Consider the following 16,151-nt stretch of genomic DNA (forward strand, 5'->3'; position numbering starts at 1 on the left):
TCACGTGTAGATCACGCGTAGTCCGGAAGGACAGGGCGGCCCGCATTGCGCGGGCCGTTTTTCGTTTACCGGAGGAGGGGGCGCGAGCGGGCCGATGCGTATCGGTGATGCCGCGCGCCAACGCCAACGCCAACACCGAGCGACGTCAGACCGCGCGTTGTACTGCGGCGCGCCGCTCCCACAACGCCGCCGCGACGAACGCGGCGACGCAAGCGACCAGCACGCCGACCAGCGCATTGCTGCCCAGTTGCTCCATCAACGCGCCCGCCACCAGCGGGCCGCCGAAGCTCGCGGCGCTCCACGACGCCGACACGAGCGAACTCGCGGTGACGAGCGCCGCGCCGCGGAAACGTTCGCCGCACGCGACGAGCGACAGCGTATAGATGCTGCCGGCCGCCGCGCCGAGCACGAACAGCAGCGGCCAGCACAGCCACGGATTCGCGATCACGAACGGCAGCAGCGGCAGGCCGGCCAGCACGATCCAGCCGGCGCCGAGGTGCACGCGCTCGCGGCCGAGCTTGTCCGCGAGCCAGCCGATCGGGAACTGCATCGCGGTATCGCCGAACAGCATGATCGACGCGAGCAGCACGGCGGTCGCGCTCGCGACGCCGTGATCCATCGCGTAGAGCGGCAGCAGCGACAGCGCGAGCGTATCGAACAGCGCGAAGAAGCCGGTGCCGATGATCAGCGCGGGCATGCGCGGCAGCACGTCGAGCCAGCGGCCGTGTGCTTCGTGATGCGCGTCGTCGCCGGCGAGCGGCGCACGGCGGATCGTCGCGAGCGTCGGCAGCGCGAGCAGGAACAGCGCGCCGCACAGCGCGAAGCGGATGTGCGTCGCGCCGGCGATCTGGCTGACGAGCACCGGGCCGGCCATCTGGAACAGCGTGAAATTGGTCGCGTAGATCGCGACGACGCGCCCGCGCGTCGCATCGTCGGCGAGCTGGTTGACCCACGCTTCGCCGATCGTGAACAGCAGCATCAGCGCGGCGCCGCACAGCACGCGCAGCACGCCCCACAGGATCAGGTTCGACGTGAACTGCATCAGCGCGGTGGCGGCCGCGAGCAGCACGACCGACACGACGATCGCGCGGCGCGCGCCGATGTGCCGCGCGAGCGCGGTGACGAACGGGACGATCGCGAGGCCGCCGAGGGCCTGCGCGGCCGTCAGCATGCCGACGACGTTGGTGCCGTGTCCGGCTTCGGTGAGCGCGAGTGCGGTCAGCGGCAGCGTGGCGCCGGTCCCGAGGCCGACGACCGCGACGCTCAGGATCAGCGCGAGGAAATCGCGATTGAGAATGGCTTTCATCGGCCGCGATGCTACACCGCGACCGTTGAAAGGTCCATGAAGGCCGTCACGTTCGAATGGAGTTGCGTACGCAACGATCGCGGCAGGGCCGCGTCACACGTATTCGGTCGGCACGGCCACCGGGCGGCGTTCGAGCGACGCCGACCACAGCGTGAGCGCGAGCGCGGCGACCGCCATCGCGACGCCGACCCACGGCAGGCTCACGAGCGACACGCCCGAGCCGATCGCCATCCCGCCGAGCCATGCGCCGGTCGCGTTGCCGAGGTTGAACGCGCCCTGGTTCAGCGTCGACGCGAGGTTCGGCGCGTCGCTCGCGCGGTCGACGATCATGATCTGCAGCGGCGGCACGATCGCGAACGCGAGGATGCCCCACACGAAGATCGTCGCGAGCGCGGCGAACGGCAGATGCATCGTGCCCGCGAACAGCGCGAGGATGATGCCGATCAGCGCGAGCGTCGCGATCAGCGACGGCATCCGCCGCCAGTCGGCGAGCTTGCCGCCCAGCGTGCCGCCGACCGTCAGGCCGAGGCCGAACAGCAGCAGCACGTAGGTGACCTGACGCGGCGAGAAGCCCGTCACGTCCTCGAGGATCGGCGTGATGTACGTGAACACGCTGAACAGGCTCGCGGACGCGAGCACGCTGATGCCGAGCACCATCAGCACCTGCGGGTGCTTCAGCACGCTGAATTCGCGCGTGATGCTGGTGTCGGGCATCGCGAGGTTTTTCGGCAGGCACACCGCGAGCGCGGCGGCCGCGGCGATGCCGATGCCGGTGACGGCCCAGAACGTCGCGCGCCAGCCGAACGCCTGGCCGAGCGCAGTGCCGAGCGGTACGCCGAGCACGTTCGCGAGCGTGAGCCCGGTGAACATCAGCGCGATCGCCTGCGCGCGGCGGTTCGGCGCGACGAGGTTGCTGGCCACCACCGAGCCGATGCCGAAGAACGCACCGTGGCAGAACGCGGTGACGACGCGCGCGGCCATCAGCACCGCATAGCCGGGCGCGATCGCGCAGAACAGGTTGCCGGCGATGAACAGCCCGATCAGGGCCATCAGCGCACGCTTGCGCGGCATCTTCGCGGTGACGATCGCGAGGATCGGCGCGCCGATCGTCACGCCGAGCGCGTAGCCCGACACGAGCATCCCGGCGGCCGGGATCGACACGCCGAGGTCGCGCGCGACATTGGGCAGCAGGCCCATGATCACGAATTCGGTGGTACCGATTCCAAATGCGGCGACGGCAAGGGCGAAAAGAGGCAGGGGCATCGCGGTAGGCTCGGGAAAAGATGCCGCTCGAGCCAGGCGCAGGATGCGCGGGACGGGCGGGGGTGAGGCGAAGGTCAGCCGCGATTCTACTTCAGTGAAAACCCCTATGCTTGGGGCCAGAGCGCTTGTTGCCGGCGTGCGACGAGGCGGCGACCGGGATGCTCACAGTGTGGGATTTGGGCGGTGTCAGGGCCGGGATGATGGCGACCGCCGGCCGTGGATCACGCGATGCGTTCGGACGACCGGTCGGGCATCGCGTCCGGGGTGTGCTTCGTTTCGCTGTCCGGGCCTGCGGGCGACGCAGCCGAATCGGCCCCATCGATGGCCGCCGGAGCGTCCCAGCCGTTCTCGAACAGGCACGCTTCGATCGGCATCCGCGCGGCCCAGCGTTCTTCCTCGAGCATCGGCTTCGCATAGAACGCGTCGACGTGCCCGACGCACAGCACGGCGATCGGCTTCGCGCCGTCGGGCATCCGCAGCAGCGTGCGCACCGCATCGACGTCGAACAACGACACCCAGCCCATGCCGAGCCCTTCCGCGCGCGCGGCGAGCCACATGTTCTGGATCGCGCACGCGGCGGAGGCCAGATCCATCTCCGGCAGCGTGCGGCGGCCGAACACGTGGCGTTCGCGGCCGTCGGCGAGCGCGACGACCAGCAGCTCGCCGCATTCGCGCACGCCCTCGACCTTCAGTCGCATGAATTCGTCCTGGCGCTCGCCGAGCGCGTCGGCCGTCGCGCGGCGCTCGGCCTCGACCAGCGCGTGAATCGCGGTGCGCAAGGCGGGATCGGTGATGCGGATGAAGCGCCACGGCTGCATGAAGCCGACGCTCGGCGCGTGGTGCGCCGCGCGCAGCAGGCGCGCGAGCACGGCCGGATCGACGGGCGCCGGCGTGAAGTGGCGCATGTCGCGCCGTTCGAAGATGGCGCGGTAGACGGCGGCGATGTCGGAATCGTCGAAACGCATGAGCGGCGAAGGCAGGGATGACGTCGGCGCAACGATAGCAGACGGCGCGCGCGAAACGTTACTTCATTCGAAACAATGCGCGGAATTGTTGACGAAGAAAGGGGTGGTGCGCGGCATGGGGCGCAAGCAAACGATTGCGGATGCGCTGCGGGCCGTCGAATTGGCCGTTTCTCAGCGATTTGCCGTCACGACGTTCTGCGGCGCGCCCGCATGCCACGCCTCGATGTTCAGCAGTGTCGTGTGCGCGATCTCGGCCAGCGCCTCGCGCGTGAAGAACGCCTGGTGCGACGTGACGATCACGTTCGGGAACGTCAGCAGGCGCGCGAGCACGTCGTCCTGCAGCGGCAGGTCGGAATGATCCTCGAAGAACAGCCCGCTTTCCTCCTCGTACACGTCGAGCCCGAGATGGCCGAGCTGGCCGCTCTTGAGCGCGTCGACCAGCGCCTGCGCATCGACGAGGCCGCCGCGCCCGGTGTTGATCAGCATCGCGCCGTGCTTCATTCGCGCGAGCGTCCGCTCGTTGATCAGGTGGTGTGTCGACGGCAGCAGCGGGCAATGCAGGCTGACGATGTCGGCACGATGCAGCAGTTCGTCGAGCTCGACGTAGCGCGCGCCGAACGCGATCAGCTCGTCGTTGTACGGCCGCACCGAGTGCGCGAGCACGTGCATCCCGAAGCCCATCATGATCTTCGCGAACACGCTGCCGATGATGCCGGTGCCGATCACGCCGACGGTCTTGCCGTGCAGGTCGAAGCCGAGCAGGCCGTTCAGCGAGAAGTCGCCTTCGCGGGTGCGGGCGACGGCGCGCGGCAGGCGGCGGTTGAGCGCGAGGATCAGTGCGACCGCGTGCTCGGCGACCGCGTGCGGCGAATACGCGGGCACCCGCACGACCGCGATGCCGAGCCGTTCGGCGGCGGCGAGGTCGACATGGTTGAAGCCCGCCGAGCGCAGCGCGATCAGCCGCGTGCCGCCGTCGGCGAGCCGTTCGAGCACGGCCGCGTCGACGGTGTCGTTGACGAACGGGCAGACGACGTCATAGCCGTGCGCGAGGATCGCGGTTTCCGCGTCGAGGTGCGACGGCTGGAAGTGCAGCCGATAGCCGAACGGCCGGTTGGCGGCGGTGAACGAATCGTCGTCGTACTGCCGGCTGCTGAACAGGATCACGCGCACGCTGCACCTCCGATGGCTGACGCGCGCAGTTTACTGCAGGCCCGTGACGATGTCGGAACGTTCGGGGCCGCGCACCGGCCGCAGGAAGCCGTAGTCGGTGTGGTCGCGGGCGGACGGCGCGCTGAAGTGCTCGAGCGCGTGCTCGACGAAGCTGCGCGTGCGGGCCGGCACGTACTGGCGGTTCGGATAGACGAGCGACAACTGCGCGTCGGGATCGTCGATCCGGTAGCCGGCCATCAGCCGCACGAGCGTGCCGTGGTTGAGGGCATCGGCCACGCACGGCTCGGGCAGGATCGCGATGCCGGCGCCGGCCACGGCCGCCGCCTGGACGAGCGCGAGCTGGTTGACGGTGCAGGCGGGGCGCACCGTGACCGAATGGGCGACGCCGTCGTGGCCGACCAGTTGCCACGTCGGCGCGTGCTGGTGCGGCGCGAGCGTGACCCAGTCGTGGCCCGGGAGGTCGTCGGGCACGCGCGGCTCGCCGCGGCGGTCGAGATAGGCCGGCGCCGCGCACGCGACGAACGGGTTCGGCGCGAGGGCATGGCCGATCAGCGACGGGTTGCCGTCGAGCCGGGTGCCGGTGACGATGCCGACGTCGTAGCCCGAATCGAGCACGTCGAGCGGCCCTTCGGCGACGGTCAACTGCACGCGCAGCTCCGGGTAGCGGTGCCGGAAGCTGCTGACGAGCGGCGTCAGCGCCAGCGGCGACAGCAGCCCCGACGCGACGACGCGCAGCGTGCCGGCCGGCTCGCGCACGGCATGCGCGACGGACGATTCGAGGTGATCGAATTCCTCGAGCAGCGCGCGGCAACCATCGAGGTAGCGCACGCCGGCCTCGGTGAGCGACAGGTTGCGCGTGGTGCGATGGATCAGCCGTGTGTTCAGGTGGCCCTCGAGCATCGCGATCGAACGCGTGACGAGCGCATTGGACACGCCGAGATGGTGCGCCGCGCGCCGGAAGCTTTGCTGCTCGGCGACGCAGACGAATACACGCATGGTCTGAATCTGGTTCATGGCTTGCGTATTTCTGGCCCGGTTGATTGATTTTGGTTGTGATTTTTTGCCACGCAACGTCGAAAACGCATCGCGCGGCCCCAGTTCGCTCTCGTATCGAAAATGAGATTTTCGATTCCGCAGACAATTGTTAAATGCGGAACCGATATCCGTCAACCTGAGAAAACGGGCGGCTTGCGTAAAATCGAAATCGCGGGTACCGGTTTAAGGTTGCAATGCAGCAAGGACGTGCGCTGGAAAACCGTCGCGGTATTCGAATATGCGTCGCTGTTTCGAGGATTCCATATTCCAATCAATGGGTTGGGGTAAATTGCGGCGCGCCGGGGCACGGCGAATTCGGGAGTCGTTCCCCAATACATACCGCAATGGTGGATGTTTTTTCCACGTTCGGATTTTGTGTATCGAATTCGCTCCGCGATTTGTATCAGGTGGTCGGTGTATTTCGTTCGGTCCACGAAAGGCGCTGAACCACCGGTTTCGAAGAATCGTTTCGATATTGGCCGAGAAAATCGCGCGTCCGGAACCCGAATGGAACCGTTTCGCACCCGGCAGCCAATCGTTTTTTCAATCCGGAAGGCCATCGCGCGCGCGGTGCGCGGCCGGCTGGCCCGGTCCGGCGACCGGGCCAGCGTCGCGCTGTCCGCACGTGCGTGCCTCTTGCGCGAGGCGGCGGAACGCGGAATGATCGATCAGTTCGCTGCGCCGTGCCACGGGCGCGGTGCTGCGGGCGCAGTGCCGCGGCGCGTCCGGGCACTTCCTTTCCTCATCTTTTTCCAGCCATGTCCATCGATTACTCGCCGATTCCCTGTCCCGTCGTCGTGCCGCTCGACGCGATCCTGCCCGAAGAACCGCTGCTGATGATGGGGGCCGGCCCGGTCCCGATCCCGGCCGCGGTGGCCAAGGCGAACACGATCGTGATCAACCACCTCGGCGCGACGATGGCGAAGATCATCGAGCAGGTGAAGGAGATGGCGCGTTACGTGTTCCAGACCCGCACGAAGTGGGTGCTCGGTGTCGCGGGCCCCGGTTCGGCCGCGATGGAAATGGCGATCTCGAACCTCGCATGGCGCGGCACGCGCGTGCTGTCGATCCGCAACGGCTTCTTCAGCGCGCGGATGGCCGAGATGGCCACGCGCGTCGGCGCCGACGTCGCGACGCTCGAAGTGGCCGATCGCGCGGTCGCGAGCCTCGACGAGATCGCCGACGCGATCGCGCGCGAGCGGCCCGAGATCGTCACGATCGTGCAGGGCGAGACGTCGAACACCGTGTGGAACCGCGACCTGCGCGACATCGCGGCGCTCGCGAAGGCGGCCGGCGCGCTGGTCGTCGTCGACGCGGTGTGCACGCTGTCGACGATGCCGCTCGAGATGGACGCATGGGGCATCGACGCGGTGATCACCGGCGGCCAGAAGGGGCTGTCGTCGATCCCGGGCGTGTCGCTGATCGCGTTCTCCGACGCCGCGTGGGAGCGCATGAAGAATCGCCCCGAGCCGAATGCGCACTGGTGCCTCGACATGGCGCTCGCGGAGAACTTCTGGCACAACGCCGGCTATCACTACACGGCGCCCGTGTCGGGCGTGCTCGCGCTGCACGAGGCGCTGCGGCTCGTCTGCGCGGAGACGCTCGAGAGCCGCTTCGCGCGCCACCTGCGCTGCTCGCTGGCGCTCCAGGCGGGCGTCGAATCGATGGGGCTCAAGCTCTATGCGCCGAAGGACTGCCGGCTCAATTCGGTGGTCGGGATCGAGACGCCGGAAGGGCTCACGCCCGGGATGGTCTGCGGCCATATCTCGAAGCAGTACCAGGTCGAGATCTCGGGTTCGTTCGGGTTGCCGATCGTGCGGATCGGCCAGATGGGCGAGCAGTGCCGCGAACACAACCTGTTCCGCACGCTGCATGCGTTCGGCCGCACGATGGTCGACCTGAAGGTGCCGGTCGACCTGCCGGCCGGCGTCGCGGCGCTCGAGCAGGAACTGTCGCGGCGCGGCGCGTAAGCGCGACGCCGCGACGAAACGAGGAAGCGGGCCGCGCTCAGCGGCCCTGCATCGCGCGCCGGTACGTATTCGGCGTCGTGCCGTGCGCGTCGCGAAAGCGATGGCTGAAGTGGCCGGCGTTCGCGTAGCCGCAGGCGGCCGCGATCTGCGCGAGCGGCAGTGCCGTCGTGCGCAGCAGCTCGCGGGCGCGGGCGAGCCGTTGCTCGGCTACCCACGCGTGCGGCGCGCGGCCGAACGACAGCCGGAACATCCGCGAGAAATGGTATTCGGACAGCGCGGCGACCTCGGCGAGTTCGCCGAGCGTCAGCGGCTGCGTGAGATACGTGTCGATGTAGTCGCGCACGCGGCGGCGCACGGCCGGCGCGAGCCCGCCGCGGAACGACGTATCGGTGCGCGTCGTGCTCTGCCCGCGCAACAGCAGGCTCAGCACGTCGTGCGCGGTCTCGTTCACGCGCAGCCGCTCGTCGGCATCGTCCCAGCCCTCCAGCGCGAGCGAGCGCAGCAGCGCGGCGACCCGGGCATCCTCGAAGTAGGTGCGATCGGCGAGCTTCAGCTCGCGTGGCTCGCGATCGAGCTCGCGGATCGCGCGCTGCGTGAAGTGCTCGGGCAGGAAATACAGGTGGACGAAATGCATTTCGCCGCGCACCCACCAGCGCGATTCATGGTCGCCCGGCAGCGCGCACAGCAGGCTCGGCGCGCCGTAGCGCGGCACGCGCTGGCGCTCGGTCCGGTAGCCGCCGTCGAGATAGCACGACAGCGTGTGGTGGCCGGGCTGCTCGTAGACCGTCTCGCTTTCGTCGGTGATCCGCGTCCATTCGGCGATCGCGAGATGGTCGCCGAGCCACGCGAAGCGCTCGAGCGTCGCGTTGGCGTCGGCGAGCGTGTGGCAGACCGATTGCAGGCCGAACGGCAGATCGCCGCCGGCCAGGGCGGCGGCGCGGTCGATGGGCGGGGCGCAGAGGGAGAAACTCATGATGCGCCGAGTATAAGCGGGCGCGCGGCGGCGCGTGCGGCGCGCCGAAAAAGACCGCAATTCCGGACAATCGGCACGCGCCGTGCGGCGGCATAGTCGGGATCCCGATTCACCCGATTTTCCGGATTGCCGCCATGAACCTGTCGCTTTATTTCGTCACCGTGCTGATCTGGGGCACCACCTGGATCGCGATCAAGTGGCAACTCGGCTCGGTGCCGCCGCCCGTATCGATCGCGTGGCGCTTCTGGCTCGCGGCCGCCGTGCTGTTCGCGCTGCTGCGCGTGATGCGCCGGCCGGCGCGCCCGCCGCGCGAAGCGTGGCGCTTTCTCGTCGCGCAAGGCTTCGCGCTGTTCTGCCTGAACTTCCTGTGTTTCTACTACGCGGAGCAGGTCGTGCCGAGCGGGCTCGTCGCGGTGATCTTCTCGACCGCGCCGCTGCTGAACTCGATCAACGGGCGGCTGTTCATGGGCCGCCCGCTGCGGCCGTCGGCGATCGCCGGCGCGCTGCTCGGCCTGACCGGCATCGCGTGCCTGTTCTGGCAGCAGATGGCCGGCCATCTCGACGACCACGCGACCTGGACGGGGCTCGCGATCGCGTTCGCCGGCACGATGTGCTTCTCGGCGGGCAACCTGCTGTCGAGCCGGATGCAGTCGATGGGGCTGCACCCGCTCGCGACCAACGGCTGGGCGATGCTGATCGGCGCGGCGATCCTGACCGGCGGCAGCGCGCTGGCCGGGATGCCGTTCACGCCGGACATGAGCCCGCGCTATCTCGGCGCGCTCGTGTACCTGGCCGTGCCGGGCTCGGTGATCGGCTTCACCGCGTACCTGACCCTCGTCGGCCGGATCGGGCCGGAGCGCGCCGCGTACTGCACGGTGCTGTTCCCGATCGTCGCGCTGGCCGTATCGACGGTGTTCGAGGGCTACCAGTGGTCGCCGCTGGCGGTGATCGGGCTGCTGCTCGTGGTGGCCGGCAATCTCGTCGCGTTCGACCTCACGCGCCGGCTGTTTCTGCGCACGGCCTGATCGGGTCGCGCGGCCGCCGTACCCGGTCGACGGATGACGAAACGCCCGCATCGCGCGGGCGTTTTCTTTTGGCGCGGCGGTGGTGCGACGTTCGCGACCGGCCGCCGGGCTGCCAGGCACGGTGCTGGCGGGATCAGGCCGCCGCGCCGCTGCCCGCCACGCGCGCCTGTCGCTGGTACAGCATCATCGACAGCGCGACGCCCGCGGCGGCGGCCACCGCCGCGAACAGGAACACCTGCGGATAGCCGAACGCGCCCGCGACATAGCCGGCGAGCGGGCCGGTGATGCCGAGCGACAGGTCGAGGAACACCGAGTACGCGGACAGCGCCGCGCCGCGGCTCGCGGGCGGCACGAGCGCGACGGCTTCGACGCCGAGCGCCGGGAAGATCAGCGCGAAGCCGAAGCCCGTGAGCGCCGCGCCGACGAGCGCGACGTGCGGCACCGGCGCGAGCCACAGCAGCACGAGGCCCGAGCATTCGAACGCGAACGACACGATCGCGACGCGGAAGCCGCCGTAGGTCTTGATCGTGTTCGCGAACAGCAGGCGCGCGCCGATGAACAGCGTGCCGAATACCGTCAGCGACAGTGCGGCGTTCGGCCAGTGGCGCGCCGCGTAGTACAGCGTGACGAAGGTGGCGATCGAGCCGAAGCCGGCCGACCCGAGCGCGAGGCCGAGGCCGTGCGGCAGCACGCGCGTGAACACGCTCGCGTACGACATCCGTTCGCCGTGCACGAGCGGCACCGGATCGATCAGGCGGGCGAGGTAGAAGCCGAGCGCGGCCAGCGCGATGACGATCACGCCGATCAGCGCCGGATTCAGCGTATGCGCGATCGCGACGCCGACCGGCGCGCCGAGCGCGAGCGCGCCGTAGGTCGCGATGCCGTTCCACGAGATCACCTTCGCGTTGTGCGCGACGCCGACCCGGCCGATGCCCCACAGGATCGCGCCGGTGCCGCACAGGCTTTCGCCGACGCCCAGCACGAGCCGGCTCGCGACCAGCAGCACGAGGCTCGCGACCGGCCAGTGCGCGAGCAGCAGCGCGACGAGCAGCAGCACGCCCGACGCGCCGCAGCCGATCAGCCCGCGCAGCACCGTCTGCTTCGGCCCGAGCGTATCGGCGAGGCGCCCGGCGAGCGGCCGCGACGCGAGCGTCGCGAAGTACTGGACGCTGATCGCGCCGCCCGCGACGATCGCGGAAAAGCCGAGGTCGTCGTGGACGAAGCCCGGCAGCACCGCGAGCGGCAGGCCGATGGTCAGGTAGCAGATGAACGTGAAGCAGACGACGGACACGATTTGCAGCGTGACCGCGAGCCCGCTGCGCGGCGGTGTGGCGGAATCGGTTGACATGGGGTCGGAACGAATGGTGAAACGAACGGAAAACGGCGGAAAAGGGAATCGGGATTTTCCCATGGAACCGGTTTTCCCGCAGGTACCATTTAGTTAATCGAACCTTGTTCTGGCGGATCACGGACGGTCGCGGGCGACCAGGGCGGGCCCGGGCGCACCGTGCGACAAGGCTGTCGGCCGGCGCGGTGCGCATATCGCGGCAGTTATATGGGCCGCATGCGTGATGGGCTATGGGTTGCGGAATTTGACGGTGATAGCGTGCAAACTGTCAGAAAAACGTCGGTCGAGCGCTCCGCGCAGGCCGCCTTGCCCCCCATTTGAAGAACCATCGAGACATGAGTGAGCCGATCCGCTTCTACCATCGTCACGCGATCCGCGAAGTCAGCGGCGCGGACGTGACCCGCACCGTGCTGCAATACCTGCGCGAGGACGCGCATTGCACCGGCACCAAGGAAGGCTGCGCGGAAGGCGACTGCGGCGCGTGCACGGTCGTCGTCGGCGAGCTGACCGACGCCGGCGCGGTCGAGTTCAAGGCCGTCAACGCGTGCATCCAGTTCCTGCCGACGCTCGACGGCAAGGCGCTGCTGACGGTCGAGGACCTGCGCCAGCCGGACGGCACGCTGCATCCGGTGCAGCAGGCGATGGTCGATTGCCACGGCTCGCAATGCGGGTTCTGCACGCCCGGCTTCGTGATGTCGATGTGGGCGCTGTACGAGAAGCACGGCCACGAAGGCTGCGGCAGCGCGTGCGCGAAGGCGAAGGACGTGCCGACGCGCACCGAGATCGCCGACGCGTTGACCGGGAACCTGTGCCGCTGCACCGGCTATCGTCCGATCGTCGATGCGGCGGTGCGGATGTTCGATGCGGCCGGCGAAGGCGCGGCCGGCGAAGGTGCGACCGGCGAAGGTGCGGCCGGCGAAGGTGCGACCGGCGAAGGTGCGGCCGGCGAAGGTGCGACCGGCGAAGGCGCGCCGGCCCCGTCGTCGCCGGTCGACACGGCCGCGCTGGCCCGCACGCTCGCGTCGCTCAAGCGCGACGACACGTTCGACTACACGACGGTCGACGGTGCACGCTTCACGGCGCCGCGCACGCTCGACGCGCTGGCCGCGCTGAAGGCCGAGCGTCCCGACGCGCGCATTCTCGCCGGCAGCACCGACATCGGCCTGTGGGTCACCAAGCAGATGCGCCGGCTCGACGACCTGATCTACGTCGGCCAGATCGCCGAACTGCAGCGGCTCGCGGAGCGTGGCGACTGGATCGAGATCGGCGCGGGCGTGACGGTCGAGAAGGCCTATGCGGCGCTGGCCGGCACGTATCCGGAGCTGACCGAGATGTGGAAGCGCTTCGCGTCGCTGCCGATCCGCAACGCGGGCACGATCGGCGGCAACGTCGCGAACGGCTCGCCGATCGGCGATTCGATGCCGGGACTGATCGCGCTCGGCGCGCGCGTGGTGCTGCGCGGCGGCGACACGGTGCGCGAGCTGCCGCTCGAGGCGCTCTACACGGGCTACCAGCAGAAGGACATGGCGCCGCACGAATTCGTCGTCGGCCTGAAGGTGCCGACCCGCACCGGCGCGCGCGAACAGCTGCAGTTCCGCACCTACAAGCTGTCGAAGCGCTTCGACTCCGACATCTCGGCCGTGTGCGCGGCATTCGCGTTCATCGCGGACGGCGACACGATCCGCGAGCCGCGCATCGCGTTCGGCGGGATGGCCGCGACGCCCAAGCGCGCGACCCACACGGAGGCGGTGCTCGACGGCGCGCAGTGGCACGAAGCCACCGCGCAGGCCGCGATGCAGGCGCTCGAGCGCGACTACCAGCCGCTGTCGGACATGCGCGCGACGAGCGCGTATCGGCTCGATACCGCGAAGAACCTGGTGTACCGGTTCTGGCTGGAGACGCGTCCGCACGACCCGCTGCCGCCGCAAGCCCTGAACGTGCGTGAAGTGGCCGCCGAAGCCGGCGCCGACGTTGCCGATGCATCGGCGCGCGTCTGAAGACGGAGAACACCGAACATGAACCAGCAAGCAGAACCGTTCCTGAGCACCCTCGACCTGCAAGCCGACGCCGCGCAGGTGCACGTGTCGCGCGCCCACGAATCCGCCCACCTGCACGTGAGCGGGCGCGCCACCTACACCGACGACATTCCGATCGTCGCCGGCACGCTGCACGCGGCGCTCGGGTTGTCGGCGAAGCCGCACGCGAAGATCGTGTCGATGAACTTCGACGCGGTGCGCGCGACGCCGGGCGTGGTCGCCGTGTTCACGGCCGACGACATTCCGGGCGTCAACGATTGCGGTCCGATCATCCACGACGATCCGGTGCTCGCGAAGGGCGTCGTGCAGTTCGTCGGCCAGCCGATGTTCATCGTCGTCGCGACGTCGCACGACATCGCGCGGCTCGCCGCGCGCCGTGCGCAGGTCGACTACGAGGAGCTGCCGGCGATCCTGACCGCGCAGGAAGCGCGCGCGGCCGAAACCTACGTGATCCCGCCGCTGAAGCTCGCACGCGGCGATGCGGCCGCGCGGCTCGCGGTCGCGCCGCACCGCGAGTCGGGCGAGATGCTGCTCGGCGGGCAGGAACAGTTCTATCTGGAAGGGCAGATCGCGTACGCGGTGCCGAAGGACGACGACGGCATGCACGTGTATTGCTCGACGCAGCACCCGAGCGAGATGCAACACCTCGTCGCGCACGTGCTCGGCGTCGCGTCGCACAACGTGCTGGTCGAATGCCGCCGGATGGGCGGCGGGTTCGGCGGCAAGGAATCGCAGTCGGGCCTGTTCGCGTGCTGCGCGGCGCTCGCCGCGTGGAAGCTGCTGTGCCCGGTGAAGCTGCGCCCGGACCGCGACGACGACATGATGATCACCGGCAAGCGGCACGACTTCCATTACCGCTTCGACGTCGGCTACGACGACGACGGCCGCATCGACGGCGTCGCGCTCGACATGACGTCGCGCTGCGGCTTCTCGGCCGACCTGTCCGGCCCGGTGATGACGCGCGCGGTGTGCCACTTCGACAACGCGTACTGGCTCGGCGACGTCGACATCGCCGGCTACTGCGGCAGGACCAACACGCAGTCGAACACCGCGTTCCGCGGCTTCGGCGGCCCGCAGGGCGCGTTCGCGATCGAATACATCCTCGACGACATCGCGCGCTCGCTCGGCCGTGATCCGCTCGACGTGCGCTACGCGAACCTGTACGGCAAGACCGAACGCAACGTGACGCCGTACGGGCAGACGGTCGAGGACAACGTGCTGCAGGAGCTGCTCGGCGAACTCGAGACGACGAGCGACTACCGTGCGCGGCGCGCGGGCGTGCGCGCCTTCAACGCACGCAACACGGTGCTGAAGAAGGGCATCGCGCTCACGCCGGTGAAATTCGGCATCGCGTTCAACGTCACGCACTTCAACCAGGCCGGCGCGCTGGTGCACATCTACACCGACGGCTCGGTGCTCGTGAACCACGGCGGCACGGAGATGGGGCAGGGGCTCAACACGAAGGTCGCGCAGGTGGTCGCGCACGAGCTCGGCATCCGCTTCGGCCGGATCCGCGTGACGGCGACCGATACCAGCAAGGTCGCGAACACGTCCGCGACCGCCGCGTCGACCGGGTCGGACCTGAACGGCAAGGCCGCGCAGGATGCGGCGCGCCAGTTGCGCGAGCGGCTCGCGGTGTTCGCGGCGAAGCAGTTCGGCGACGGCAAGGTCGATGCGGCCGACGTGAAGTTCGGCAACGACGTCGTGTGGGTCGGCGGCCATGGCGTGCCGTTCGGCGAAGTGATCGCGAAGGCGTACCTCGCGCGCGTGCAGCTGTGGTCCGACGGCTTCTATGCGACGCCGAAGCTGTACTGGGACCAGTCGAAGCTGCAGGGCCGGCCGTTCTACTACTACTCGTACGGCGCGGCCGTGTCGGAAGTGGTGATCGACACGCTGACGGGCGAGATGCGCACGCTGCGCGTCGACGCGCTGCACGACGTGGGCGCGTCGCTGAACCCGGCGCTCGACATCGGCCAGGTCGAAGGCGCGTTCATCCAGGGGATGGGCTGGCTGACGACCGAGGAGCTGTGGTGGAACCAGGGCGGCAAGCTGATGACGCATGCGCCGTCGACGTACAAGATCCCGACGGTGAACGACACGCCGCCCGAGTTCAACGTGCGGCTGTTCCAGAACCGCAACGTCGAGGACAGCATCCACCGTTCGAAGGCCGTCGGCGAACCGCCGCTGCTGCTGCCGTTCTCGGTGTTCTTCGCGGTGCGCGACGCCGTGGCCGCGGTCGGCGACTACCGGGTGAACCCGCCGCTCGACGCGCCGGCCACCGGCGAGTCGATCCTGCGCGCGATCGGCGCGGTGCGGGCGGCGAGCGCCGCGCGGGCAGGCTGACGTGAACGGGCCCGCTCGTCCACCGCATCCCGCGTCCCACGCGTCCGCCGCTGGCTGCGACGGCGCGTGCGGCAACGCGCGGCCGTCGAACCCGCCGTTCGCGCAAGGCACCGGCCAGCGCAACCGCGCGACCGGCGCGCCGGCGCCGATGCACGTCGTGCTGTTCGGCGCGGGACACGTCGGCCACGCGCTCGTCACGTTGCTCGGCGCGCTGCCGTGCGTCGTGCAGTGGGTCGACACGCGCGACGAGCTGTTCCCGGACGAATGTCCGCCGAACGTGCAGCCGGAGCCGACCGACACGCCGGAGGCCGTCGTCGACGCGGCGCCGCCCGGCGCGTACTTCCTCGTGATGACGCACAACCACGCGCTCGACTTCTCGCTCGCCGCGCAGATCATGCGGCGGCGCGACTATGCGTACTTCGGGATGATCGGCTCGCGCACCAAGCGCGTGAAGTTCGAGCGCCGGCTCGCCGCGCGCGGCGTCGATCCCGCGCGGCTCGTGGAGATGGTGTGCCCGATCGGCGTCGCGGGCATCGTCGACAAGGCGCCGGGCGCGATCGCGGTGGCCGTCTGCGCGGAGCTGCTGCAGGCCCGCTCGGGCATGCCGGTGGCCGCTGCGAAGGCAGTTGCGGCCGGGCGCGCACGCGACGATGTGAGTTGCATGCGATAAGACGCCGACCCCGCGCGGCCGGCGCACGGCCGCGCGTTTTTGCCTAC

Annotated in this window: 12 protein-coding genes; 5 read left to right on the forward strand and 7 right to left on the reverse strand. The window is 69.3% G+C overall.

What is annotated here, in order from left to right; translation table 11 throughout:
- Positions 1 to 145: 145 nt before the first annotated feature.
- The 5 genes from KU887_RS04105 to KU887_RS04125 form a co-directional block, all read right to left on the reverse strand.
- Positions 146 to 1,306, reverse strand: coding sequence for an MFS transporter (locus KU887_RS04105; protein WP_062910972.1), 1,161 nt, complete (start codon positions 1,304 to 1,306; stop codon positions 146 to 148).
- Between the two features lie 93 nt (positions 1,307 to 1,399).
- Positions 1,400 to 2,569 (reverse strand): MFS transporter, encoded by a 1,170-nt coding sequence (locus KU887_RS04110; protein WP_258254589.1) that lies wholly within the window; start codon positions 2,567 to 2,569, stop codon positions 1,400 to 1,402.
- 221 nt (positions 2,570 to 2,790) lie between these two features.
- On the reverse strand, positions 2,791 to 3,534 hold the full coding sequence (bluB, locus tag KU887_RS04115; protein ID WP_006484990.1) for a 5,6-dimethylbenzimidazole synthase: 744 nt from the start codon (positions 3,532 to 3,534) through the stop codon (positions 2,791 to 2,793).
- 171 nt (positions 3,535 to 3,705) lie between these two features.
- Positions 3,706 to 4,704 carry a 2-hydroxyacid dehydrogenase gene (locus KU887_RS04120; RefSeq protein WP_006496703.1) on the reverse strand — a complete coding sequence of 333 codons (999 nt, stop codon included), beginning with the start codon at positions 4,702 to 4,704 and terminating at the stop codon, positions 3,706 to 3,708.
- A gap of 30 nt (positions 4,705 to 4,734) precedes the next feature.
- On the reverse strand, positions 4,735 to 5,718 hold the full coding sequence (locus tag KU887_RS04125; RefSeq protein ID WP_006484979.1) for a LysR family transcriptional regulator: 984 nt from the start codon (positions 5,716 to 5,718) through the stop codon (positions 4,735 to 4,737).
- 779 nt (positions 5,719 to 6,497) lie between these two features.
- On the opposite strand from KU887_RS04125, the gene KU887_RS04130 reads away from it, so the two are divergent.
- On the forward strand, positions 6,498 to 7,709 hold the full coding sequence (locus tag KU887_RS04130) for an alanine--glyoxylate aminotransferase family protein (RefSeq protein ID WP_006484921.1): 1,212 nt from the start codon (positions 6,498 to 6,500) through the stop codon (positions 7,707 to 7,709).
- 37 nt (positions 7,710 to 7,746) lie between these two features.
- On the opposite strand, the gene KU887_RS04135 is transcribed toward KU887_RS04130, so the two are convergent.
- Complete coding sequence (locus KU887_RS04135; protein WP_258254590.1) at positions 7,747 to 8,682, reverse strand: helix-turn-helix domain-containing protein; 936 nt, start codon at positions 8,680 to 8,682, stop codon at positions 7,747 to 7,749.
- 134 nt (positions 8,683 to 8,816) lie between these two features.
- Here KU887_RS04135 and KU887_RS04140 point away from each other — a divergent pair, with 134 nt between their 5' ends.
- Positions 8,817 to 9,707, forward strand: coding sequence for a DMT family transporter (locus tag KU887_RS04140; RefSeq protein WP_077055909.1), 891 nt, complete (start codon positions 8,817 to 8,819; stop codon positions 9,705 to 9,707).
- A gap of 133 nt (positions 9,708 to 9,840) precedes the next feature.
- Here the strand turns inward: KU887_RS04140 and KU887_RS04145 are convergent, their stop codons facing one another.
- Positions 9,841 to 11,055, reverse strand: coding sequence for an MFS transporter (locus KU887_RS04145; protein ID WP_048986320.1), 1,215 nt, complete (start codon positions 11,053 to 11,055; stop codon positions 9,841 to 9,843).
- Between the two features lie 335 nt (positions 11,056 to 11,390).
- On the opposite strand from KU887_RS04145, the gene xdhA reads away from it, so the two are divergent.
- Genes xdhA through xdhC form a run of 3 tightly spaced genes read left to right on the forward strand, consistent with a single transcriptional unit; the run spans position 11,391 to position 16,104 of the window.
- Positions 11,391 to 13,052 (forward strand): xanthine dehydrogenase small subunit, encoded by a 1,662-nt coding sequence (gene xdhA / locus KU887_RS04150; RefSeq protein WP_258254591.1) that lies wholly within the window; start codon positions 11,391 to 11,393, stop codon positions 13,050 to 13,052.
- Positions 13,053 to 13,070: 18 nt separating this feature from the next.
- Positions 13,071 to 15,434: a xanthine dehydrogenase molybdopterin binding subunit gene (gene xdhB / locus KU887_RS04155; RefSeq protein ID WP_258254593.1), complete on the forward strand. Its 2,364-nt coding sequence runs from the start codon at positions 13,071 to 13,073 to the stop codon at positions 15,432 to 15,434.
- 1 nt (position 15,435) lies between these two features.
- Complete coding sequence (xdhC, locus tag KU887_RS04160; protein WP_060213827.1) at positions 15,436 to 16,104, forward strand: xanthine dehydrogenase accessory protein XdhC; 669 nt, start codon at positions 15,436 to 15,438, stop codon at positions 16,102 to 16,104.
- Positions 16,105 to 16,151: the final 47 nt, after the last annotated feature.

The organism is Burkholderia sp. EMB26 (assembly GCF_024730645.1).
GTDB classification, from domain to species: domain Bacteria; phylum Pseudomonadota; class Gammaproteobacteria; order Burkholderiales; family Burkholderiaceae; genus Burkholderia; species Burkholderia cenocepacia.